18 protein-coding genes are annotated in these 22440 nt (G+C 64.3%); 12 read left to right on the forward strand and 6 right to left on the reverse strand.

The genetic code is table 11. From position 1 onward, the window contains the following. Window positions 1–36: 36 nt before the first annotated feature. From galA to DSM104635_RS15330, 4 genes are read right to left on the reverse strand one after another with little or no spacing between them, the layout of a single operon-like run. Window positions 37–2532, reverse strand: coding sequence for a beta-galactosidase GalA (galA, locus tag DSM104635_RS15315; RefSeq protein WP_158767041.1), 2496 nt, complete (start codon window positions 2530–2532; stop codon window positions 37–39). Continuing rightward, on the reverse strand, window positions 2532–3491 hold the full coding sequence (araH, locus tag DSM104635_RS15320; protein WP_158767042.1) for an L-arabinose ABC transporter permease AraH: 960 nt from the start codon (window positions 3489–3491) through the stop codon (window positions 2532–2534). Before araH ends, galA begins: the two co-directional genes overlap by 1 nt. Beyond that, window positions 3488–4996 carry an L-arabinose ABC transporter ATP-binding protein AraG gene (gene araG / locus DSM104635_RS15325; RefSeq protein WP_187448153.1) on the reverse strand — a complete coding sequence of 503 codons (1509 nt, stop codon included), beginning with the start codon at window positions 4994–4996 and terminating at the stop codon, window positions 3488–3490. Before araG ends, araH begins: the two co-directional genes overlap by 4 nt. Then, the gene (locus DSM104635_RS15330; RefSeq protein ID WP_158767043.1) at window positions 4993–5976 is read right to left on the reverse strand and encodes an arabinose ABC transporter substrate-binding protein; all 984 of its coding nucleotides are present in this window, start codon (window positions 5974–5976) and stop codon (window positions 4993–4995) included. Before DSM104635_RS15330 ends, araG begins: the two co-directional genes overlap by 4 nt. A 151-nt stretch (window positions 5977–6127) precedes the next feature. On the opposite strand from DSM104635_RS15330, the gene araD reads away from it, so the two are divergent. From araD to DSM104635_RS15385, 11 genes are all read left to right on the forward strand, one after another. Next, entirely contained in the window at window positions 6128–7849 is a 1722-nt protein-coding gene (gene araD, locus DSM104635_RS15335; protein ID WP_228445717.1) for an L-arabinonate dehydratase, read from the forward strand. Continuing rightward, entirely contained in the window at window positions 7849–8730 is an 882-nt protein-coding gene (locus DSM104635_RS15340; protein ID WP_158767045.1) for an SMP-30/gluconolactonase/LRE family protein, read from the forward strand. Before araD ends, DSM104635_RS15340 begins: the two co-directional genes overlap by 1 nt. A 2-nt stretch (window positions 8731–8732) precedes the next feature. Further along, entirely contained in the window at window positions 8733–9644 is a 912-nt protein-coding gene (locus DSM104635_RS15345) for a 2-dehydro-3-deoxygalactonokinase (protein ID WP_158767046.1), read from the forward strand. Further along, window positions 9641–10267, forward strand: coding sequence for a 2-dehydro-3-deoxy-6-phosphogalactonate aldolase (locus DSM104635_RS15350; RefSeq protein WP_158767047.1), 627 nt, complete (start codon window positions 9641–9643; stop codon window positions 10265–10267). Before DSM104635_RS15345 ends, DSM104635_RS15350 begins: the two co-directional genes overlap by 4 nt. A 56-nt stretch (window positions 10268–10323) precedes the next feature. After that, window positions 10324–11055, forward strand: coding sequence for a FadR/GntR family transcriptional regulator (locus DSM104635_RS15355; protein WP_228445718.1), 732 nt, complete (start codon window positions 10324–10326; stop codon window positions 11053–11055). Window positions 11056–11058: 3 nt separating this feature from the next. Continuing rightward, window positions 11059–11982, forward strand: coding sequence for a Gfo/Idh/MocA family protein (locus tag DSM104635_RS15360; protein ID WP_158767049.1), 924 nt, complete (start codon window positions 11059–11061; stop codon window positions 11980–11982). 116 nt (window positions 11983–12098) lie between these two features. After that, window positions 12099–12920, forward strand: a complete 822-nt coding sequence (locus DSM104635_RS20095) for an AraC family transcriptional regulator (RefSeq protein ID WP_323368329.1) — start codon at window positions 12099–12101, stop codon at window positions 12918–12920. Between the two features lie 253 nt (window positions 12921–13173). Then, a complete protein-coding gene (locus DSM104635_RS15370; protein ID WP_158767051.1) occupies window positions 13174–14292 on the forward strand; it encodes an efflux RND transporter periplasmic adaptor subunit in 1119 nt (372 codons plus the stop codon). Further along, the gene (locus DSM104635_RS15375) at window positions 14292–17462 is read left to right on the forward strand and encodes an efflux RND transporter permease subunit (RefSeq protein WP_158767052.1); all 3171 of its coding nucleotides are present in this window, start codon (window positions 14292–14294) and stop codon (window positions 17460–17462) included. The genes DSM104635_RS15370 and DSM104635_RS15375 overlap by 1 nt, the downstream gene beginning before the upstream one ends. Beyond that, window positions 17459–18847: an efflux transporter outer membrane subunit gene (locus DSM104635_RS15380; RefSeq protein ID WP_158767053.1), complete on the forward strand. Its 1389-nt coding sequence runs from the start codon at window positions 17459–17461 to the stop codon at window positions 18845–18847. The genes DSM104635_RS15375 and DSM104635_RS15380 overlap by 4 nt, the downstream gene beginning before the upstream one ends. Window positions 18848–19023: 176 nt before the next feature. After that, window positions 19024–19791: a sterol desaturase family protein gene (locus DSM104635_RS15385; RefSeq protein ID WP_158767054.1), complete on the forward strand. Its 768-nt coding sequence runs from the start codon at window positions 19024–19026 to the stop codon at window positions 19789–19791. A gap of 12 nt (window positions 19792–19803) precedes the next feature. Here DSM104635_RS15385 and DSM104635_RS15390 read toward each other — a convergent pair whose 3' ends face one another. Both DSM104635_RS15390 and DSM104635_RS15395 read right to left on the reverse strand, forming a co-directional pair. After that, on the reverse strand, window positions 19804–20574 hold the full coding sequence (locus tag DSM104635_RS15390; RefSeq protein ID WP_158767055.1) for a hypothetical protein: 771 nt from the start codon (window positions 20572–20574) through the stop codon (window positions 19804–19806). Next, complete coding sequence (locus DSM104635_RS15395; protein WP_158767056.1) at window positions 20575–22062, reverse strand: hypothetical protein; 1488 nt, start codon at window positions 22060–22062, stop codon at window positions 20575–20577. It lies immediately after the preceding gene. A gap of 209 nt (window positions 22063–22271) precedes the next feature. On the opposite strand from DSM104635_RS15395, the gene DSM104635_RS15400 reads away from it, so the two are divergent. Further along, window positions 22272–22439 (forward strand): hypothetical protein, encoded by a 168-nt coding sequence (locus tag DSM104635_RS15400; protein ID WP_158767057.1) that lies wholly within the window; start codon window positions 22272–22274, stop codon window positions 22437–22439. The last annotated feature ends 1 nt before the right edge of the window (window position 22440 follow it).

Raw genomic sequence — 22440 nt, forward strand, 5'->3', positions numbered from 1 at the left:
ATCTGTCATAAGGCGTCAAGCACTGGTTTTCCCCTTTTAAATTGCGGGGCGCGCGCGTGTCCGCGTTGCAGCAATGGTCAAATTGGCGGGCGCAAGTCCCGGAGCGGACGCTGTAATCCTAATTCTGCCGGCAGCCTTTCGCGCTTGCACAATGGCCATGCAGAGCCCGTTGAAGGCCCGGCGCGCTTGCGCTTTGTCCGGCTCGAGGCTGGTCGGATTGCCATTGCCAACGCCGATGATCGCGCCCGGGCCGCGCACCGCGAAACTCACTTCGTGGTCCGCGCGTGGAGCGATGCGGCCTTGCGCATCCACCACTTGAACGCTGACAACGCTGCAATCCTCGCCATCGCCCGCAATCGAAGCGCGATCGGCGCTCAGCACAAGGCGCGCAGCGGGCCCCGCGGTTTCGCGGCGAACAGTTTGCACCAACGCGCCATTGCGGAAGCCGCGCGCTTCGAGCGAGCCCGGCGCATACGGCACGCGCCATTCGGCGTGACCGTTGCGCGGCACGGGATGCGACCCGAGCGGCGCGCCGTTCAGGAAGAGTTCAACGGTGTCGCAATTCGAATGGCACCAGACCTCGATCTCCTGACCTTCGCGCCCTTCCCAGTTCCAGTGCGGCAGCACATGCAACACCGGCTCACGCGACCACCAAGCCTTGTAATAATAGTAATTGTCCTTCGGGAATCCGCACGTATCCATCACACCGAAATACGATGAGATCGACGGGAATTGATTGAACGGCGTGGGTTCGCCGCGATAGTCGAACCCGGTCCAGATGAAGCCGCCTGCGTTGAACGGCTGGTCTGCGATGATCTTCCACCAGAACTCTGCCGTCGTCGCCCACCACGGATGCTCGCGGTCATACGCGGGCAGAATGTGGCGCACATCGTCGCGCGCATACTCGCCGCGTGTGCACACCGTGCTGCCAGTTTCCGAGCCGTAGATGGGCTGGTTCGGCACACGCTCGTGATAACCGGCCATCAGTTGCGTGCGATAATTGAAGCCGCGCACATCAACGACGGGCGAGGCGCCTTCAATGTTATCGTTGTCGATCGCGATCGTCGTCAGTCGCGTGTCGTCCAGCGCGTTCACCAGCCGCTTCATGCTCGCAGCGATGCGCGCGCCGCGCTCTGTGGTCTGGTGGTTCTGCTCTTCGTTGCCGATCGACCACAGGATCACAGACGGATGATTGCGGTCGCGCCGGATCAGGCGTTCGAGCTGATCCATCCCTTCAGGCGAGGATGTCATCGGCCGCGTTTCGTCGATCACCAGCATGCCGAGCTGGTCGCAAGCATCGAGCAATTCAGGCGTCGGCGGGTTATGGGCTGCGCGATAGGCGTTCGAACCCATCTCTTTGAGCTTGCGGATGCGGAAATCCTGCAGCGCGTCTGGCAAGGCCGAGCCGACGCCCGCGTGATCCTGATGGTTGCAGGTGCCCAATAGCTTCAGCGGCTGTTCGTTCAGGAAGAAGCCCTGTTGTGCATCAAAGCGGATGGTGCGCACGCCGAACGGCGTCGTGACCACGTCGATCAACGCGCCATTCGTCCAGATTTCCGTGCGCAGTGAATACAGGTACGGCTCTTCAAGCGTCCAGAGCCGCGCGCCTTCGATGCGCGTGCGCTGCTCAACCGCACTGTTTCCCCAGGCTTCCAACCGGGAGCCTTGCCTGGCGTCCGCTACGACACGCCCAGTCGCATCGTGCACGACACAGCGCACCTCGCAGACGCGCGGCACATCGCATTCGTTCGTGAGATCAGTGGTGACAAGGATCTCTGCACCACCCGCCCGCGGCACGGCGCGCACAAACACGCCCCATTGCGGTACGTGTAGCGGATCGGTCTTGGTCAGCCAGACGTGCCGATAGATGCCGGCGCCCTCGTAAAACCAGCCCTCACCTAAAGTGGCGTCGGCACGAACGGCGAGCACGTTGGCGCCGCCACAATTGGCGAAGTCAGTGATATCGACGCGGAATGGCGCATAACCGCTTTGGTTGCGGTGAACGGCGTAGCCGTTGAACATCACGAGAGCATCGCGAAACACGCCATCGAACTCGATCGCGATGCGCTTACCCCGATCGTTTTGGGGAAGATCGAACGTCTTGCGGTACCAACCGACGCTGGTATCGGGAAATTCACGCCCGAGAGGCTTGAAGCCATGATCGGCGCGCGGGTCCCACTCCGGAATTTCGCCCGTACTTGGAACGAACGGCAGTTCAACGGCCCAATCGTGCGGTAGCTGGATGGCCCGCCAAGCGCTGTCGTCGAAATCGGCGGCAGCTGCTGCGGAGACGCTCACGCCCTGCTTGGCGAACGTCCGTTGATTGAGGCCGAAATCGAAATCACGTGCGATGTCCGATGCGTGGCCAAGCGCGAAGCGCCAGTCGAAATCCATCAGCAGACGTTCGCGGCGACCATTCGCGCCCGCTGCTCCGCGCCGGGTCTGCGCTTGTGCGCTCGCGGGGCCTTGCGCACCAAGCGCGCCGATCGCGGCGCTAGAGCCAATCAAACCGCGTCGGGTGATCTTGCCCATCAGGCCGCTCCGGGTTTCGCCTTCGCTTGCGTGCGCATGCGCTGACGCATCTGATCGAGGATGACGGCAAGCAGCAGAATGCCGCCGCGCACGACGTATTGGTAGAACGTTGGCACATCGAGCAGATTGAGCGCATTCTGCGCCGCCCCCATGATCAGCACGCCGACGATGACGCCGCCGATCGTCGCCACGCCGCCCGACAACGAAACACCGCCCAGCACGCACGCCGAGATCACTTGCAGTTCGAGTCCAAGCGAAGTGTTAGGTTGACCGCTGGTGATGCGCGCGGCGAGCACGATGCCGGCAAGCGCCGTCACCAGGCCGTGCACCGTGAAAACAATAATCTTGACCCGATCGACCGGCACGCCCGCCAAGCGCGCGGCTTCCGCGTTGCCGCCAATCGCCAGCACGTTGCGCCCGAACACCGTTGCGTTCAGCACAAAGCCAAAAGCGAGAAAGCACATCAGCGTGATCCAAACTGGATACGCGATACCCACGAACGTCCCGGTGCCGAGCACATAGAAGCTCTCCTCCGGGATCGCCACCGCCTCGCCGCCGGAGACGAGGAAGGCCAAGCCGCGCACGATCTCCATCATCGCCAGCGTCGCAATCAGCGAATTGATTTTCAGCCGCGCGACGACGAAGCCGTTGATCAGCCCCACAACTGCGCCAGCGCCCAGCCCAGCCACGACGCCCAGCGCCACGCTGCCTGTGTTGGACATCACCTCCGCGGCCAGCACACCCGAGAGCGCCACCAGTGAACCCACGGAGAGATCCACTTCGCGCATCGCTAGCACGAGCATCATGGTGGTCGCCACCGCGCCGACGAGGCTCACGGCGAGCACCAGGCCCTGCGCGTTGCGGAACGAGAGGAAATCCGGAACGAAAATCGAGAGCGCCGCCATCAGGACGACGAGCACGGCCAGCGGGCCCAACGCGGTCGTGAATCCAGCCTTCATGCGCGCACCGCCGTCCGTTCATCGGGCAGCGCCAGCCTCAGCAAAGCGTCTTGCGTCGCTTCATCCCGCTTCAGTTCGCCGGCGATGCGTCCCTCGCGCATGACGATCACGCGATCGCACAAGCCCAAAATCTCCGGCGTATCGCTCGACGCCACGAGGATCGTCCTCCCCTCTTCGGCCAACTTGAACAGCAGCGCGTAGATTTCGCTGCGCGCGCCGACATCGATGCCGCGCGTCGGCTCGTCCATCAGGAAGATGTCCGCGCCCGCCGCGAGCCAGCGCGCCAGCACGACTTTCTGCTGATTGCCGCCGGAAAGTGTGCTGATCGCCGCCTCGGCAGATGATGTTTTCACCTTGAGCGCGGCAATGCTTTCCGCCGCCTGCTTGCGTTCGCGCGCTGGATTGCGGAGAGCGCTGTGCTTGGCCGCGTTGCGATCGGCGAGCACCAGATTCTCGCGCACCGACAAAAGCGGCACAATGCCCTCGTCCTTCCGATCCTCGGGACAGAGCGCGAGACCCGCCGCGATCGCCTCGCGCGGATGAGTGAAGAGCGCCTCCTTACCGTGTACGCGCAGCATGCCACCCTTGGCGCGCTCCGCGCCAAAGATCAGCTTGAACAACTCGGAGCGCCCGGCGCCGACCAAGCCGAAAAAGCCCAAAATCTCGCCCTTGTGCGCCGTGAACGAGACCGGCGCCGCCAAACCCGGCCCCATCAAGTTCAGCGCCTCCAGCGCCGCCTCACCATGCGTACGCGCGCGATAAGCATAGATGTCGGCGATCTCACGGCCCGCCATTTCGGAGATCAAGCGATCCTTGCTGACTTGCGCGAGCACATCGTGGTTCGCCACCAGCCGCCCGTCGCGCAGCACTGAAGCGCTATCACACAGCGCGAAAATCTCCTCCAACCGATGGCTGACATAGAGGATGGCGCGGCCCTCCTGTTTCAGATCGCGCACGATCCGCATCAGCGTCTCGGTTTCGCGAGCAGAAAGCGAAGAGGTCGGCTCGTCGAAAGCAATCACGCGCGCATCGCGCAGCAGCGCCTTGCCGATCTCGACCATCTGCCGACGCCCGATCGGCAAGCTCTTGACCAGCGCGCGCGGATCAATGTCTTCGCCCAGTCGTTGGAGCACCGCGCCCGCGCGTCGGTGCATTTCTCCGGCATCCAGAAATCCGCCGCGCGCTGGCATCGCCCCCAGCATCAGGTTTTCCGCAACGCTCATGTCCGGTGCAAGTTGCAGCTCTTGGTGGATCACCGCGATCCCCGCGCCCGCTGAAGCGCGAGGACCGGCGAAAACGCGCGCCTCGCCCGAGACGCGCAGCACGCCGCTGTCAGGCTTGTGCTCGCCGGAGAGAATCTTCAGCAGCGTCGACTTGCCGGCGCCGTTTTCGCCCATCAGCGCGCGTATTTCGCCGTCGCGCACCTGAAGCGACACGCTGTCCAGCGCCATGACGCCGGGAAACCGCTTGCCGACGCCTGCAAGCTCGAGCCGCGGCGTGCTCACGCCGCCTGCTCCGCCTTTAACGTTTCCCAGTTCTCGCGCGTCATCACCTTGCCGTCAGTATAGGTCAGCAGCGGCGGCTCGACGTTTTCAGTGATCCAGCGATACATGGCGAGCGTGGTTTCGAAGCCGTGGCGGCGCGCATCGAGCAGGATCGAGGCGAAGAACGCGGTCGGCTGCGCCTTCTGGAATTCGCCCTGCGCGCTGGCAGAACCATTGATGCCGACGGCGATGACGTCCGCCGCGCCAAGGCCTGCGCCTTCGGTTGCACGCACCGCGCCCAACACGGTCTCGTCATTCATGCCAACGACCGCCCATCGCCGGATCGCGCCTTGGCGCATCAGCACCGGATTGGCCGCGTTGAAGCCGCCTTCGGTGTCGCTGGTGCGCATTGGCGCATCGAACACACGCGCAGCCGGCAGCCCAGATTCGATTAGAGCATCGCGCGCGCCGTCTGTCCGCTGTCGCGCTGTTTCAAGATTGTCGAACGTCGTGCGCAGCAGGCCGATCTCGCTCAGAGCCCAGCCGCGCTGCGCTGCCTCGGCCGCGATGGTTTCGCCAACCTGGCGGCCGATCTGTGTGGCCGAGATGCCGACATGGGGGATGCTTTCGATCGGCAGTTCATCGGCGCCGAGCAAGCGATCGTCCACCGACATCAGTTTCAACTGGTTCGCGGTCGCGCGCTGCTGGATCGCTGCGCCAAGACGCGTATCCGGCGCACAAATGATCATGCCTTGCGCGCCGCGCGCGCCAAGATTGTCGATCCCCGCCAGCACGCGCTCGCCGTCAGTGCCGCCAATCTTGATCAGCTCGAAATTGTTTTCTCTCGCGGCGCGTTCGGCGAAACGCCACTCGGTCTGGAACCACGGCTCTTCAGGCTGCTTGACGATGAAGCCGATCTTCGTTGTCGCCGCATTGCGATTGCATGCAGTTGCGGCGAGGCTCGCAAAGGCCGCGCCGATGAAGCGCTTGCGTGTCAGCATGCGTCCCTCCCACCGTTGCGCTCTTGCGGCGCTGACCGGTCTCCTTCGCCGCATAAGATACGCCCAGTTGCGCGTCAACGCTTTTATCATATAAATGACTCGAGCCGGGCTTGGGCGCCCGATTGGGCGAACGCGGCGGCAGGAGAAACGCTTGAAGGACGGCAAGCCTCTTCGATCTCAGGCTTGGTTCGGCGGCGCCGATCGGGACGGCTTCATCCATCGCAGCTGGATGAAGAATAGCGGCCTGCCCGACGACGCGTTCGACGGTCGTCCCATCATCGGCATCTGCAACACCTTCTCAGAACTGACGCCTTGCAACGCGCACTTCCGCGGCCTCGCCGAACACGTGAAGCGCGGCGTGCTGGAGGCTGGCGGCGTGCCTTTCGAATTTCCAGTGTTCTCATGTGGCGAAACCAACCTACGCCCCACGGCAATGCTGTTCCGCAACCTCGCATCTATGGACGTTGAGGAATCCATCCGCGGCAATCCGATCGACGGCGTGGTGCTGCTGGCGGGCTGCGACAAGACCACGCCCTCGCTCCTGATGGGCGCCGCGAGCTGCGATCTGCCGACGATTCTGGTATCTGGCGGGCCCATGCTGAACGGACGCTTCCGCGGCCGCACGCTGGGCTCCGGCACCGACGTGTGGCGCTTCTCGGAAGAAGTCCGCGCCGGCAGCATGACGCAAGCCGATTTCGCCGCTGCCGAAGACGGCATGTCGCGCTCGGCCGGCCATTGCATGACGATGGGCACGGCCTCGACCATGGCCTCGCTCGCCGAAGCGCTGGGCATGACGCTGCCGTACAACGCGGCTTTCCCTGCCGCCGATGCGCGCCGAAACAGGCTGGCGCAGCTCTCAGGACGGCGCATCGTGGACATGGTGCGCGAAGATATTCGTCCGTCGCAGATCATGACTCGCGAGGCATTTGCGAACGCCGTCCGCGTCACCGGCGCAATCGGCGGTTCGACCAACGCCGTCGTGCATTTGCTCGCGATTGCAGGCCGCGTCGGCGTCGATCTCTCACTCGATGATTGGGACAAACTCGGACGCAATGTGCCGACGCTGCTCGATCTCATGCCGTCGGGACGATTCCTCATGGAGGAGTTCTGCTATGCGGGCGGTTTGCCAGCGCTCATGAAAGAAATCGCCGACTTGCTCGATCTTGACGCTATGACCGCCAACGGTCGCACCATCGGTGAAAACATCGCGGACGCTGAAGTCTACGACCGCGAGGTGATCCGCACACGCGACAACCCGATCGCCGCACAAGGCGGCCTCGCCGTGCTTCGTGGCAATCTCGCGCCGCAAGGCGCGGTGCTGAAACCCTCGGCGGCCAGCCCCCACCTGCTCAAGCATCGCGGTCGCGCCATCGTGTTCGAGACCATCGAGCACTACAAATCGCGCATCGACGATCCCGATCTCGACGTGGATGAAGACTCCGTCCTGGTGTTGAAAAATTGCGGCCCGAAAGGGTATCCGGGCATGCCGGAAGTCGGCAACATGGCGCTGCCAAGGAAGCTTCTGAAGCGCGGCGTGCGCGACATGCTGCGCATTTCGGACGCGCGCATGTCCGGCACCGCGTTCGGCACGGTGGTGCTTCATGTCGCACCGGAAGCGGCGATTGGCGGACCGCTCGGGCTGGTGCGCGACGGCGACATGATCGCGCTTGATGTCGAAAAACGCACGTTGGAGCACAACATTTCCGCCGTCGAGCTCGAACGCCGCCGCGCCAAGTGGAGCGCGCCTGAGCCTGCAATGAAGGGCGGCTACCAAAGCTTGTACGTCGAGCGTGTGCTGCAGGCCGATCGCGGCGCCGATTTCGACTTTCTCGTCGGCTGCCGAGGCGCCGACATTCCACGCGAGAGCCATTGATGGCCGCGCTAGCGCCAACACCGGCATCCGCGATCACGTACACATGGCCCGTGCGCGCGACGCTTGGAGAAGGTCCGGTCTACGATGCTCGTGAGGATGCGCTCTATTTCGTCGACATCAAAGGAAAGCGTCTGCATCGCCTGACGCTCAAGGGCCGCGCGCAAACGACATGGGACATGCCGGAAGCGATCGGGTGGGTGCTGCCGCGTGCGACTCGCCCCGGTTTCATCGCGGGCTTCAAGAGCGGATTCGCCGCGCTGACGCTGGATCCGCTCACGATCCATCGGATCGGCTCGCCAGAACCCGATCGCGCGAACAATCGCCTCAACGACGCCAAGGTCGATGCTCACGGCCGCATCTGGGCCGGCTCGATGGATGACGACGAGAAGCAATCTTCCGGCGCACTCTATCGTCTCGATCCCTCAATGCACTGGACGCGCATGGACGATGGGTACGGCGTCGCCAACGGCCCAACCTTCAGTCCTGACGGCGCCACGCTCTATCACACCGATAGCGCGCGCCGCATCGTCTACCGCTTCGCACTGTCGCGCGACGGCGCGTTGTCGGAGCGCGGTGTCTTCGTGCGCTTCAAGGATGAATGGGGCTATCCGGACGGCATGACCACAGACAGCGAAGGCGGCGTTTGGATCGCGCACTGGGACGGTGCGCGCATCAGCCGCTTCACGCCTGACGGCGCACTGGACCGCTCGATTGCACTGCCTGTCTCGCGCCCAACGAGCTGCGTGTTCGCCGGCGAGGCGCTCAACCGGATGTTCGTCACGTCCGCCTCGATTGGCCGCGAGGGCGAACCGCTCGCCGGCGGCCTGTTCGAAGTGGACGCCGGCGCGCGCGGCGCTCCATCATTTGCGTTCGCGGGGTAAGCATGGCGAAGCCATCGATCGTGGGCGTGGACTGGGGCTCCACCAACCTTCGCGCCTTCCGTTTCGACGCCGAAGGCGAGATCGCTGAAGTGCGCCGGGCCGAATCCGGCGCGCGCACGCTTCGGGGCGCGGCGTTTGCCGACGTCCTGGAAACCCTCATCAGTGATTGGATCGACGATCAGAGCCGCATCGTAACGTGCGGCATGGCCGGCGGACGCGAGGGGTGGACCGAGGCGCCGTACGCCAATTGCCCCGTCGATATGCACGCTCTCGCCGGCTCGGTTATCCGCGCGCCCGCCAAGTTCGCCGACGTCTGGATCGTGCCGGGCGCAAAATCGATCCGCGACGACGGGCGCGTTGAAGTGATGCGGGGCGAGGAGACGCAAATCCTCGGCGGCCTCGAGAACGAGCGCGCGCCAGCCATCGTGATCGCGCCCGGCACACATTCGAAGTGGGCTCGTGTCGAAAACGGCCGGCTCGTGAGCTTCCGCACTTACATGACCGGCGAATTGTTCGCGCTGCTGAAGGCGCACTCCATCCTCGGCCGCACCATGGATGTCTCGGCGCCGCACGATGCGGCCGCGTTTGATCTCGGCGTCCACCGCGCGCTCGAAGACAAGGGCTTGCTCAATTTGATCTTCAGCACGCGCTCGGAAGTGTTGTTCGAGCATCTCTCTCCCGCGGCAGCGCCCTCATACCTCTCTGGGGTGCTGCTCGGCGCCGAGGTCGGCGAAGCGCTGGATCGCACGCCTTTCACCCGCGATACGCCCATCTTCCTGGTCGGCGATCCCGGCCTTGCCGGCCGCTACGCCCAAGCGCTTGCCATTGCCGGCCACAATCAGGTGCAAACACTCGACGGTGAACGCGCCGCAGCGCGAGGCCTCTGGCGCATCGCGCTGGAGCGCGGCGCATGAACCTAGCGCACATCATTGAGGTGATGCCGCTCGTTGCGATTCTGCGCGGGCTCACCCCCGCGGACGCAGTGCCCGTCGCCGCATCGTTGCAGCGTGCGGGCATCATCTGTCTGGAAGTGCCGCTCAACTCGCCGCAGCCGTTCGACAGCATCGCCGCCATTCGCACAAAATTTGGAGACGCCTTGTTCGTCGGCGCTGGCACCGTGCTCGCCACCGAGCAAGTCACCGAAGCCGCCGCCGCCGGTGCGGAATTCATCGTGTCCCCAAATACGGATATCGAGGTCATTCAGAATACAAAGGCGCGCGGCCTTTCGAGCGTACCAGGCTTCTTCACACCGACGGAGGCGCTGACAGCCGCAAAAGCGGGTGCCGACGCGCTGAAGCTTTTTCCCGCAGACGGCGCGAGCCCCGCGCATCTGAAATCAATGAAGGCCGTGCTGCGGGGCGATTTGCCTGTTCTCGCGGTCGGCGGCGTCAGCGAGTCAAGCATGGCCGATTGGATGGCTGGCGGCGCTGCCGGTTTCGGCATCGGCGGCGCGCTCTATAGGCCCGGCGCCTCGCCGGAAGACGTCGAAGCCAAGGCCCGCGCCCTTGTCGCGGCCTTCAAGGCGACATGCAAATGAGGCCCTCGCCTCACTCCCCCCGTCGCGCTAAACTGCCCGCCCCTAAGGGACAATCCGTGCCGAGTCATCCTCCCACCCAGAACTTGACGACCAGTATCGTCAACGACTTGGGCATCGCCATCGTTACCGGAAAATACTCGGAACAGAATCCGTTCCCGGTCGAGGGCGAACTGTGCAAGCAATATAAGGCGAGCCGCAGTGTGTTGCGCGAAGCCGTCAAGATGCTGACGGCGAAGGGCCTGCTCAAAGCGCGGCCGCGTCAGGGCACCTGGGTGCAAAGCGAAGAGCACTGGAACCTGCTCGACCCGGACGTGCTGCGTTGGATGCTCGAGCGCAAATTTTCACTTCGGCTGCTCATCGAGTTCACGCAGATCCGCCTGGCGGTCGAACCCGGCGCCGCTGCGCTCGCGGCTCAATTGGCCGGCCCGGCCGAACAGGCCGCCATCACGCGCGGCATCGAACGCATGCTCGCCGCCGACCGCGGCGAAGACGATCCACTCGATTCCGACATCGCCTTCCACTCGTCCGTTCTGCGCGCGAGCGGAAATCCCTTTTATGCGCAGCTGCGCGAGTTGATCGAGACAGCTCTCCGCTTCTCAATCCGCCGCACCAATACTTACAAAGGCGTGAAGTTCGCGAGCGTGCTTGACCATAAGCGGGTCGCCGACGCCATCATTGCAGGCGATGCGACGGGCGCCGAGCGGTTCATGCGAGCGCTGATCCAAGAGGCGCTGGATCTGATGATGGCCGAGGAGCGCAAACGCAAACGCGACCGGCGCTCCGCCTAAAGCATGATCAAGCTCGGCCTCGTCGGCGTCGGCAAGATCGCACGCGACCAGCATTTGCCGGTCATTGCCGCGAGCGCCGAGTTCGAACTCGTGGCCGCCGCAAGCCGCAACGCTTCGGTTGAAGGCGTCCGCAACTACGCCTCGCTCGAAGCCATGCTCACTGCCGAACCGTCGGTCGACGCGGTGACACTCTGCACGCCGCCTGGCCCGCGCGAAGCGGACGCGCGACTCGCGCTGGCGCGCGGGCTTCACGTGCTGCTTGAGAAGCCTCCGGCCGCGACGGTAGCGGCGGCGCACGATCTCGTTTCCCGCGCGAACGGATGCGCGTTGCACGCCTCCTGGCATTCACGCCACGCCCCGGGTGTCACGCCGGCCCGCGACTGGCTGCACGGCCGCCGCATCCAAAGCGTGGAGATCGTCTGGAAAGAGGACATCCGCCGCTGGCATCCGGGCCAGGACTGGATTCTGGCGCCGGGAGGCATGGGCGTGTTCGATCCCGGCATCAACGCGCTCTCGATCCTAACCGAGATCATCCCGTCGAGGATCAACCTAATCAGCGCCGAACTGGACATCCCCACAAATCGCGAGATGCCGATCGCCGCGCGTTTGCTGGCGCATACGAGCGATGGCGCCGCTATCAGCGCTAAGTTCGATTTTCTGCAGACCGGCGATCAAATCTGGGAGATTGCGATCGAAACCGATCGCGGCGTGCTTCGTCTCATCGACGGCGGAGACCGGCTCTTGATCGATAACAACGAGCAAGTGCTTGGAACGCTCAGTCGCCATCACGAGTATGCTGGAGTCTACCAGCACTTCGCCACCCTCATACGCGAACACCGCGTCGATTTTGATTTGCGCCCGCTTGAACTCGTCGCGGGCGCTTTCACCTTTGGTCGTCGCAACGAAAAGCCCAATTTCGAGTTCTAGTTGGCGAATAAATGTTTCCGAGGGCCGTTTCTACACGGAGGGCCGAACAATTATCTGCCCACGGACTCCACGGTGTTTCCTGCCCGTTCCGCGCACAATTTCAGGATCCAGCGCCGATGGCGGAAATGTTCTACGCGCAGGTCGCGGAAACATCGGTGCTTCGCTACCACGGTGAGACCAGCCGCATTTCGCGCGGCGTCAACGAGCTCGCAGCCGCGACACCGGACAATCTCGCAATCCTCGCCTACGATGAGTCCGTCGATCTCGTGGAAGGAGGCCAGCGCCTCTCTCTGAGGCCCGGCGATCTTTATCTTTATCATCCTAGCCGGCCGGTCGAGGTCATCGGCGACGACTGCCTGGGCCTCAGCGCGTTCTGCGTGGCGACAGGGCTGATCGAGTCTGCGCATGCCGAGATGTGGAGCCCGTCAGGCGCTGTGCTCCATCGCGAAAGGGCGACGACACGGCTGCTGCGCGCCGTGCTCCTGCCGCTGCTGGACCTAGCACGAGATCTGCCCGAGACGACCTTCCTCTCCACGCTGCGCCACGCAGCGCAGGTGGCCGCACTGGAAGTTGGCGGACGAACGCACGAGCGCGGACGGGAGGCGAAACGCAGCCTGCGGCTCCACCGCGCGCAGGCTCTGATCGAAGTCCGCCATCGCGATCCCGCATTCGGGCCCGGAGTGGCTGCCCGTGAACTCGGATGCTCTGTGCGCTTGATCCACCAGATTTTTGAAGCCGCGGACCGCAGTTTCGGTGCGCATCTGCTGGAAGCGCGGCTCCGCACAGCGTGGAAGTTGCTGGCTTCTCCAGACAATGACCAGCGGGCAATCACACAGATCGCCTACGACTCGGGGTTCAACGATCTATCGACATTCCACCGCGCATTCCGGCGGATGTTTGGCGTCTCTCCGCGCGACGTCAGGTCTGGACTCATCTAGCAGATCGCCGCCGTCGTTCGGCGCGCTGCCCCGGGCTTCGGCGGCGCGGGTGCACCAGTGTGCGAGCAGAAACCCCATCCGCTTCCAGTTGTCATCGGGCGTGCAAGGGGCAAGCTGCATCAGAAATTCCCCAACCGATCACTATCCCTTGAATGACACTCGCGCGTTCGCGCGAGTAGCGTATGCACTACCGAACGCGTCGCGGGCGCCTATGTTGTGGGGCGCAAACGGATCGACGGCGCGGAACTCTCGTATGAATTCTAAGAAAGACTATCGCGGCCGCACCCTGTGCGCGATGCTGCTCGCGCTCACGCTTGCGAGTTGCAGTCAACCCGAACAGCCAGCGCCGCCGCCAGCGGAAGTCGGCATCGTGGTGATCGCGGCGCAACCGTACGAGCACGTCATTCGGCTGCCCGGCCGCGTCAGTGCGTTTGAAGTTTCCGAAGTGCGTCCGCAGATCGGCGGCATCGTGCGCAGCCGCAACTTCCGCGAAGGCGCCAGCGTGCGCGCTGGCCAAGTGCTCTACGAAATCGATCCCGCACAAGCGCGCACGCAGTACGCCGACGCGCAGGCCGCGTCCGCATCAGCACAAGCACGATTCGAGCGCTACGAGCGCCTCATCGACATCAACGGCGTCAGCCGCCAGGAGTATGACGACGCCCGCGCCGCCGCCAACCAGGCGCGCGCCGGCGTCGATGCTGCACGCATCAACCTCGGCTACACGCGCGTCACCGCTCCGATCAGCGGCGTCATCGGCGCCTCGACGGTGACGCCAGGCGCGCTGGCCACGCCGTCGCAAGCCGAGCCTTTCGCGGTGATCCAGCAGATCGATCGCGTTTACGTCGACATGACGCGCTCTGCCTCGGAGCTGCTGCAGTTGCGCGGCACGGCCGCAAGCCCGCGCGCTCGCGTGCGCATCATCCTGCCCGGCGGCGAGTACTACCCGACCGACGGCGAGCTCCAATTCTCCGACGTCACCGTGAACGAATCCACCGGCGCGGTTCGCCTGCGCGCGCTCTTCCGCAATCCGAACCGCACGCTGTTGCCCGGCATGTTCGTCAACGCCGAGGTTTCGCAAGCCGTGCAGCAGGACGCGATCCTGGCGCCACAGCGTGGCGTGACGCGCAATGCCCGCGGCGAAGCCACAGCGCTTGTCGTCAATGCGCAAAACGTCGTCGAGGAGCGCACCCTGGAAACCGGCCCGACCGCCGGCGATCAATGGGTTGTGCTCTCCGGCCTCAACCCCGGTGACCGCGTCATCATCGAAGGCGTGCAACGCGCGCAAGCAGGCGCAACCGTGAACCCGGTGCCAGCGGGCTCGACGACGCCGCCGCCTGAAGGCCCACCGCAACAGGGCGGCGGTGGTCACTGATGCTACCGCGCTTTTTTATCGACCGGCCGATCTTCGCATGGGTGATCGCTATCGTGATCGCGCTCGCGGGCGCGCTCTCGATTTTGCGTTTGCCGGTGGCGCAGTATCCGCAGATCGCGCCACCGAGCGTTACGATTACCGCGATATATCCCGGCGCCTCTGCACAAACGGTTGAAGACACGGTCACGCAAGTGATCGAGCGGCAGATGACCGGCCTCGACGACATGCTCTACATGAGCGCGTCGAGCGATTCCTCCGGCTCATCCACCATCACCATCACGTTCGAGCAAGGCGCCGATCCCGACGTCGCGCAGGTGCAAGTTCAGAACAAACTCGCCAACGCACTGCCGGCGCTGCCGCAAGTGGTCCAGCAGCAAGGCGTCAACGTCGCCAAATCGACCGGCAACTTCCTGCTCATCGTCGGCCTTCTCTCCGACAACCCCGACGTCACCGCCAACGACATGTCGGATTTCGCGTCCGCCACGCTGCTTGATCAACTGAGCCGTGTCGAAGGCGTAGGCCAGGTGCAATTGTTTGGCGCCGCGTACGCGATGCGGATCTGGCTCGATCCCAACCGGCTGCAGGGCTTTTCACTCACGCCCGGCGATGTCATTGCCGCCATCCGTGCGCAGAACGCCGAAGTTTCCGCCGGCCAGATCGGCGCTCAGCCTTACGTCGAAGGCCAACAGCTCAACGCGACAGTCTCAGCGCAATCGCTGCTGGAGACGCCCGAAGAATTCCAAAACATCCTGCTGCGCACGTTGCCCGATGGATCGACCGTGCGCCTGCAAGACGTTGCCCGCGTCGAACTCGGCGCCGAGTCCTACGGCTTCGACAGCCGCTTCAACGGCCAACCGGCCACGGGTCTCGCCGTGTCACTCGCCTCCGGCGCCAACGCCGTGGACACCGCCGCGCGCGTCCGCCAGCGCATCAACGACCTCTCGCCATCCTTCCCCGATGGCATTCGCGCCAACTTTCCCTACGACACCACACCGTTCGTGGCGAAGTCGATCGAAGAAGTCGTCAAGACGCTGATCGAAGCCGTCGTGCTCGTCTTCCTGGTTATGTTCCTGTTTCTGCAGAGCTGGCGCGCGACCATCATCCCGACCATCACCGTGCCGATCGTTCTGCTCGGCACGTTCGGCGCGCTCGCCATGTTCGGCTTTAGCATCAACACGCTCACCATGTTCGCCATGGTGCTGGCGATCGGCATGCTGGTCGATGACGCCATCGTCGTGGTCGAGAACGTCGAACGCGTGATGCGCGAGGAAGGGCTCGACGCCAGAGAAGCCACGCGAAAATCGATGGACCAGATTACCGGCGCGTTGATCGGCGTCGCACTGGTGCTCGCGGCGGTGTTCGTGCCGATGGCGTTCTTCCCGGGATCGACCGGCGTCATCTACCAGCAGTTCTCCATCACCATTGTCGCGGCCATGTCGCTATCAGTGCTGATGGCGCTGACACTGACGCCCGCACTCACTGCTGCATTGTTGCGTCACGAGCCGCCACGCCGCGAAGGCTCACGCGTCGGCGCTGTGTTCAACCGTTTCAATGCCGGCCTCGCCTGGGTCTCCACGCGCTACCAGGGCATTCTCGGCCGCACACTGGCGCCGAAGCGCGGCAGCCGCATGCTCGGCATCTACGTGATTATCTGCGTCGCGCTCGGCTTGCTGTTCGCGCGCCTGCCCTCTGCGTTCTTCCCGGATGAGGACCAAGGTTTCTTCATCACCGTGGTGCAGCTGCCGCCTGGCGCTTCCGCAGATCGCACCTCCGCCGTGCTTCGCCAAGTCGAGGATTATTACCGCGAGAACGAAAGCGAGACGATTGAATCGTATTTCGCCGTGCAAGGCTTCGGCTTCGCCGGCGCTGGCCAGAACCAAGGCCTCATGTTCGTTCAGCTGAAGCCATGGGAAGAGCGACGCGGCGCCGGCCAGCGCGTCGATGCAATTGTCGGCCGCGCTTTCGGCGCGCTCAGCCAAATCCGCGACGGCTCAGTCTTCCCGGTGCAACCACCGGCCGTGGTTGAACTCGGCTTCTCCGGCGGCTTCGACATGCAGCTCGTGAACGTCGCGGGGCTATCACGCGAGCAGTTCACCGATGCGCGCAATCAATTGCTCGGGCTCGCCGGCCAGAACCAACGCCTAAGCCAAGTGCGCCCCAACGGCCAGGATGACACGCCCCAACTGCAGCTCGACATCGATCAGCATGCGGCCGCCGCGCTGGGCGTCTCCATCCCCGACATCAACACCACGCTGGCGGGCGCGTGGGGCGGCGTCTACGTCAACGACTTCATCGATCGCGGCCGCATCAAGCGCGTCTTCCTGCAAGGCGATGCGCCATTCCGCATGGCGCCTGAAGACATTGGCCAATGGCACGTGCGCACAGAATCCGGCGAGATGGCCCCCTTCTCCGCGTTCGCGACATCGCGCTGGATCTCCGCGTCACCGCGGCTTGAGCGCTTCAACGGCGCGCCATCGTTCAACATCCAAGGCGCCGGCGGCCAAGGCGTCAGCTCCGGCGCGGCCATGATCGAAATGGAATCGCTCATTGACCAACTCCCCGCTGGCGTCGCCGCCAACTGGACCGGATCGTCCTACGAAGAGCGCCAGTCCGGCGCGCAGGCGCCCGCGCTTTACGCGCTCTCGTTGCTGGTCGTGTTCTTGTGTCTCGCTGCGCTCTACGAGAGTTGGACCATCCCTCTCGCGGTGCTGATCGTGGTGCCGCTTGGTCTGCTCGGCGCGGCGCTGGCAGCAAACCTGCGCGGGCTTTCCAACGACATCTACTTCCAAGTCGGCTTGCTGGCGACCATGGGTCTCGCGGCGAAGAACGCGATCCTAATCGTCGAGTTCGCGCGCAACTTGGCCGAGCAAGGCCGCTCGTGGGGGGAAGCGGCAATGGAAGCGGCGCGCATCCGCATGCGTCCCATTCTGATGACGTCGTTCGCGTTCGTGTTCGGCGTAATGCCCATGGCGCTCGCATCCGGCGCCGGCTCCGGTGCGCAGAACGCAATCGGCACCGCGGTGATAGGCGGCATGCTGGCGGCCACCATTCTAGTGCCGTTGCTCACGCCGTTCTTCTTCGTCGAGGTCCACAAACTGTTCGAGCGCGACTGGTTCAAACGCCGCGAACCGGCGACTGAGCCGCCAGCATTGTCGGGGCCAGCCGAATGATCCAGCGCCTCGCCCTCCTACCCGCGCTCGCACTGCTCAGCGCGTGCGCCGTGCTCGAACCCCGATACGAGCGTCCCGCCCTGCCGGTTCCGGGTCAATGGCCCGCCGCAAGCCTGCCGGCGCAAGGCAAGCCGACGCTGCCTGAATGGCAGGCTTTCTATGCCGACGACAAGTTGCGCGCGCTCATCACACTCGCGCTCGAAGAAAACCGCGACCTCCGCGTCGCCGCCATCAACATCGAACGCGCCCGCGCGCTTTATCGCATCCAACGCGCCGAGCGTTTGCCGGCGATCGACGCCGCCGCCGCCGGCAACATCCAGGGTGTGACGCCGCGCGGCGGTGATGAAAGCGTCGAGCGCACCTACACCGCCGGTCTCAATCTAGCGGCGTTCGAGATCGACTTTTTCGGCCGCGTCCGCGGCCTCAGCCGCAGCGCGCTACAGCAATATCTCGCCACCGAAGACGCCCGCGATAGCGCCCAGATCAGCCTCATCTCCGAAGTCGCCGCCGCCTACATCACCTATGCCGGCGACCTTGAACTCCTCGCGCTGGCCCAACGCACGCTCGACGCCCAAGACCAATCGCTCACGCTGACGCAGCGCCGCTTCGAGGAAGGCGTATCCTCTCAGCTCGACGTCTATCGCGCGCAAACCATCGTCGAAACCGCGCGCGCCGACGCCGCCCGCTACACCCGCTTCGTGGCGCAAGACGAGAACGCGCTGGCGCTGCTGCTCGGCGCACCCGTGCCTGAAGAACTACGTCCCACAACGATTGACGCTGTCACCTTCGGCGTCGCCGAACTGCCGCCCGGCCTACCGTCGGACGTGCTGCTCGACCGCCCAGACATTCGCCAGAGCGAACACCTGCTCCGCTCCGCCAATGCCGATGTCGGCGCCGCGCGCGCCGCGTTCTTTCCGAGCGTCACCATCGCGGGCTTCGCCGGCGAAACCGATAGCCAGTTCGAGAACCTGTTCGCCGGCGTCTCAGGCCAGTTCTGGAACTTCACGCCGCAACTCAATCTGCCGATCTTCCGCGGTGGCGCGCTGCGCGGCCAACTCGGCGCCGCCAACGCCGACCGCGACATCGCCGTGGCCCAGTACGAACGCGCCATCCAAGTCGCCTTCCGCGAAGTCGCCGACGCGCTTGCCGCGCGCGCCACGCTAGGCGACGAACTCGCCGCGCGCCAATCGCTCGCCAATGCCGCCGGCGGCAGCTACCAAATCTCCGAAGCGCGCTACCGCGAAGGCGTCGATTCCTATCTCGGCCTACTCGACGCCCAGCGCGAGCTCTACACCGCGCAACAAGGCCTGGTCACCGCCCGCGTCGCCCGCGCCACCAACTTCGTCACGCTCTACAAAGTGCTAGGCGGCGGCGCTCAAGAGTAGACATCTCGTCAGTGATGCGCGTGAGCCACGTCAGCACGCTGGCCTCGCCACGGAACGCGCCTCGTCCGCAACTCTATTCGATGCGCTAACCCGCACAAGGGTTCCCAAGTCGAGAAAACGTCCCAGCGATCGGAACCAACAAGCATCAACGCGCATCTATCCAGCAGACGATAGCAATGCTGACTCTGTTCCTATTCCTGATCGGCGCTGCCGCCGCGCTCCTCGAAGCCTCAGCGCGCGCCTACCCGAACCGCGCCGAATGGCGGCGCGAAGCGCGCATCAGCCTCATCCTCGGCGCCTGCGCTGTGCTGGTCGAAATGGTCATGCCCGATCACGGCGCCAAACATGCGCCCGGCATCACCGTCGCGCTCGCCCTTGCCGTCTTCCTGGCTGACGATCTGCTCTACTATTGCACGCACCGCCTCGCACATCGCGTCGCGTTGTTTTGGGCTTCACACGCGGTGCACCACTCGCCCAGCCGCTACAATTTCTTCACCGGCCTCCGTCAGCCGCCAACGTGGCTGCTCACCCCCGCCGCGGTGGCGCCGCTCGTGCTGATCGCCGTTGGTGCGCCCGTGGCGCTCGTCGCCGCATCGGCCGCCGTGCGGGGCGTGCATCACTTCCTCGTTCACACCGAGCGCGTGCGCCGCTTGCCAGTTTGGGTCGAGTTCATTTTCAACACGCCCTCGCACCACCGCGTCCACCACGCCACCGAACCCGGCTGCATCGACCGCAATTTCGGCGGCGTCCTCATCATCTGGGACCGCCTGTTCGGCACCTACGCGCGCGAGCCGACGGCGGGCGTCCACCGCTACGGCCTGCTTCATCCCACGCGCCCCAGCGCGCTCCACACCGCGCTCGACCCTTGGATAGCTTTGATCGGCTCTGCGCGCCGCGCGCCGACACTGCGTCGCCGGCTCGGCACGTTGCTCGGGCCGCCTTAGTCCGCGACAAAGCTAGTTGATCTGACGCCAGTCGTAGGTCGCGTTGATCTGCTGGAATGCGCCATCCCACGCCGTACGCACATCGTCCTCGCTGACGTTGTGATCCTGGCCATGCGCGATGAAGTACACATCGAACCGCACGCCTTGCGCCGCCGGGCCAAACTGATGCTGCACCACCTCTGCCAAATCCTGCCCGTCTCGCGCATTATAGATGCTGTAAAGCGGCGAGTTCTGCCGCATGTCCGACACCAGGATCAGCCGGCGATTATCAATCGACGCATTAAAATCGTCGCCACCCAACCAGCGATGCACATACTCGACGATTGGGCTAGTCGCGGCCTGTGATGGTTCGCGGATCTGCTCCACGACATGATCTGCCGCGCCGACGAAACGATCCTCGAAATCCCGCTGCGTGTAGCGCCGGCCGCGATAGAGGTCGGACCAAAAGCTCGGTGCCCCCGGATTGCAAACCGAAAACAACGGCCGCACCGAGTTTTCAGCGTCCAGCGCAACGATTGAGAACTTCTGGTACTGCTGCGTCTCGCGCTGCGCGTTCTCGACAATCTCAGTCAACGTCGCCCCAATCGACGGGGACCAGATATCGGTGCGATCGACGATCACCACCGTGTGCCCCTCGATTGGCCGATTGGTCGGACACAAGGTCGCCTCATCGAGCGTCGCCGGCCGCAGCAGAAACACCGTGAGGCTAATCGCCAACAGACCGCCGATCACCGCGCCTGTGCCGATGGCATAGCGGCGGTTGGCGCTATCACGTTCCCGCATTTAACGCTGGCCCCGCAGACGCTTGAACGATAACGGCCCACGCGACGGCTCCTCCGGCGGCTCGTCGCTCACCGGCTCTTCGACACGCGGCGCGGCGCGCTTGGCGGCCGGGCCATCGTCGAACTCGCTGCGCACGTTCACGGTGGCGTTGTTCTCGATGTTCTTCAGGAACGGCGTCAGCTCGTCATCGTAGAACGAATGATACTCCGCCTCGAGCTGCGCCCGCGCGCCCGCGAGCTGGCTCTTGCACGCGGTGATGTTGTTGGTGGCCCGCGCAAACGCCGTCTGCAGGCTCTCCAGGATTTCCGCGCTGCTCGGCGGCTCGACGTCTTCGAATGCGTCCGTATCGAAATAGCTCGGCGCCTTGCCCGACCGAGCCTCGCGGTTGGCGTCGCGATAAATCTCGATCGCGTCGCGGCCCTCGCTCAGGATTTGCAGGACCTGGAAGTCCCAGATCGGCGCATTGTCCTGCGTGCGCGCAATGGCCTGACGCAAAGCACCAACCGACGCCGTGCTGCGCTGCGCAATCTCAGCCAGCGCCTGATCCGCGTCCTGCTTGGCCTCGTCCACTTCCTGCGACAAACCCAGCGCCAATTCCTGCGCCCGCTCACGCGCGCCTTCCATGCGCCGGTGACGCGGACCGTAACCAGGATACGGATCATCCCAATGCGCACCACGCGCCACCGCGAAAATCCCGATCAGCAGCGCGATGATAAACAGCAACAGCGATTCCATCTGCTGGAACGGCTGGAACGGCGCGCTCGCGATCGAACTCAGAATGTTGTCCGGCGCCGGCGAATCCAAATCGCTGTGCGATAGCGCGTAGCGATAGTGCGCGATGTAAAACGCAAACAGCAGCAGCAACAGCCCGCCGATCACAACGGACGGCACGGCCCACAACCGGTGCACCGCGCCGTTCCCGTCAGCGCCACGATAATTGAGATAGCGCCACGGCCCCGCACCGATGAGCGATCCCGTCAGCACCACCAGCACCGAGATCATCAACGCCGTCGTCCAGCCTTGCACTAAACCGCCGGGGCTCGCTTGCCCGATGATCCAGCCATTCGCCGCGACTTCCACCGTGAACAGCAACGCCAAGAAGAACACCTTGCGCCAGAACACCGTGTCGTAGCTCGGCTCGGTTTCGGTCAGCTGATGCTGAATGCGGAACGCGCGATAGTCGCGATAAGCGCGCGCGAAATCGGAGTGCGTGTTGTTGAGCTCCAGGCCCACCGCGCTCTGCGCACGCGCCTTCTTGGCGCGAAACTGCGTGAGGATCGTCTGCGGCTCGCCCGCAAGCGTCTCCAGATCCTGCGGCAGCGTCGTAAAATCTTGCCCCGACCCAACGCCGAGAATTTCGTTCGAGCGCTGGCCGATGACGCCGTCAATGCGGCTCACCACCATCGCCTCCACCGCAGACAATTGATCATCGCCGGATGCCGGCAAATTCTTGCGACCGTCGGCGGCGCCGCGTTCGCTAAGCTTCAACTCGCTGTCGAGTTGGTCTGCGGTGAGATTTGAAATGGCGCGCCCTCCCACTGGCGACGGAACAGAACCACGGTGCGGATCAGTTGAGTCGTGCGGTAGCTAAGACGTTCATAAGGCGGATTCTTGGCGCGCGCAGCCAGTGAAAAGTTCCCAATGCCCTGGCCAAGCCTGGGCCGGAACCTTAGATGTGATGCTCGGAGGCAGACTGTATGTTTTGGGTTTGGATCGTAATTTTGGTGGCGGTCATCGTCGGACTCTCGGTCCTCGTCGGCCGCAATCTGAGCAAACCGGCGCAACGGCCACTGTCGCGCGAGGAGCGCATGACAGCTCTCAAGGCCTCCGGCGCGCTGCGCCACCGCAAGTCGAACCGCAACTAGA

The organism is Terricaulis silvestris (assembly GCF_009792355.1).
Classification (GTDB): Bacteria; Pseudomonadota; Alphaproteobacteria; order Caulobacterales; family Aquidulcibacteraceae; genus Vitreimonas; species Vitreimonas silvestris.

Excerpts from the sequence above, each read along its gene's own strand:
- galA (WP_158767041.1), bottom strand. The coding sequence starts at position 2,532 with ATGGGCAAGATCACCCGACGCGGTTTGATTGGCTCTAGCGCCGCGATC.
- araH (WP_158767042.1), bottom strand. The coding sequence starts at position 3,491 with ATGAAGGCTGGATTCACGACCGCGTTGGGCCCGCTGGCCGTGCTCGTC.
- DSM104635_RS15330 (WP_158767043.1), bottom strand. The coding sequence starts at position 5,976 with ATGCTGACACGCAAGCGCTTCATCGGCGCGGCCTTTGCGAGCCTCGCC.
- DSM104635_RS15340 (WP_158767045.1), top strand. The coding sequence starts at position 7,849 with ATGGCCGCGCTAGCGCCAACACCGGCATCCGCGATCACGTACACATGG.
- DSM104635_RS15345 (WP_158767046.1), top strand. The coding sequence starts at position 8,733 with ATGGCGAAGCCATCGATCGTGGGCGTGGACTGGGGCTCCACCAACCTT.
- DSM104635_RS15350 (WP_158767047.1), top strand. The coding sequence starts at position 9,641 with ATGAACCTAGCGCACATCATTGAGGTGATGCCGCTCGTTGCGATTCTG.
- DSM104635_RS15360 (WP_158767049.1), top strand. The coding sequence starts at position 11,059 with ATGATCAAGCTCGGCCTCGTCGGCGTCGGCAAGATCGCACGCGACCAG.
- DSM104635_RS20095 (WP_323368329.1), top strand. The coding sequence starts at position 12,099 with ATGGCGGAAATGTTCTACGCGCAGGTCGCGGAAACATCGGTGCTTCGC.
- DSM104635_RS15370 (WP_158767051.1), top strand. The coding sequence starts at position 13,174 with ATGAATTCTAAGAAAGACTATCGCGGCCGCACCCTGTGCGCGATGCTG.
- DSM104635_RS15375 (WP_158767052.1), top strand. The coding sequence starts at position 14,292 with ATGCTACCGCGCTTTTTTATCGACCGGCCGATCTTCGCATGGGTGATC.
- DSM104635_RS15380 (WP_158767053.1), top strand. The coding sequence starts at position 17,459 with ATGATCCAGCGCCTCGCCCTCCTACCCGCGCTCGCACTGCTCAGCGCG.
- DSM104635_RS15385 (WP_158767054.1), top strand. The coding sequence starts at position 19,024 with ATGCTGACTCTGTTCCTATTCCTGATCGGCGCTGCCGCCGCGCTCCTC.
- DSM104635_RS15390 (WP_158767055.1), bottom strand. The coding sequence starts at position 20,574 with ATGCGGGAACGTGATAGCGCCAACCGCCGCTATGCCATCGGCACAGGC.
- DSM104635_RS15400 (WP_158767057.1), top strand. The coding sequence starts at position 22,272 with ATGTTTTGGGTTTGGATCGTAATTTTGGTGGCGGTCATCGTCGGACTC.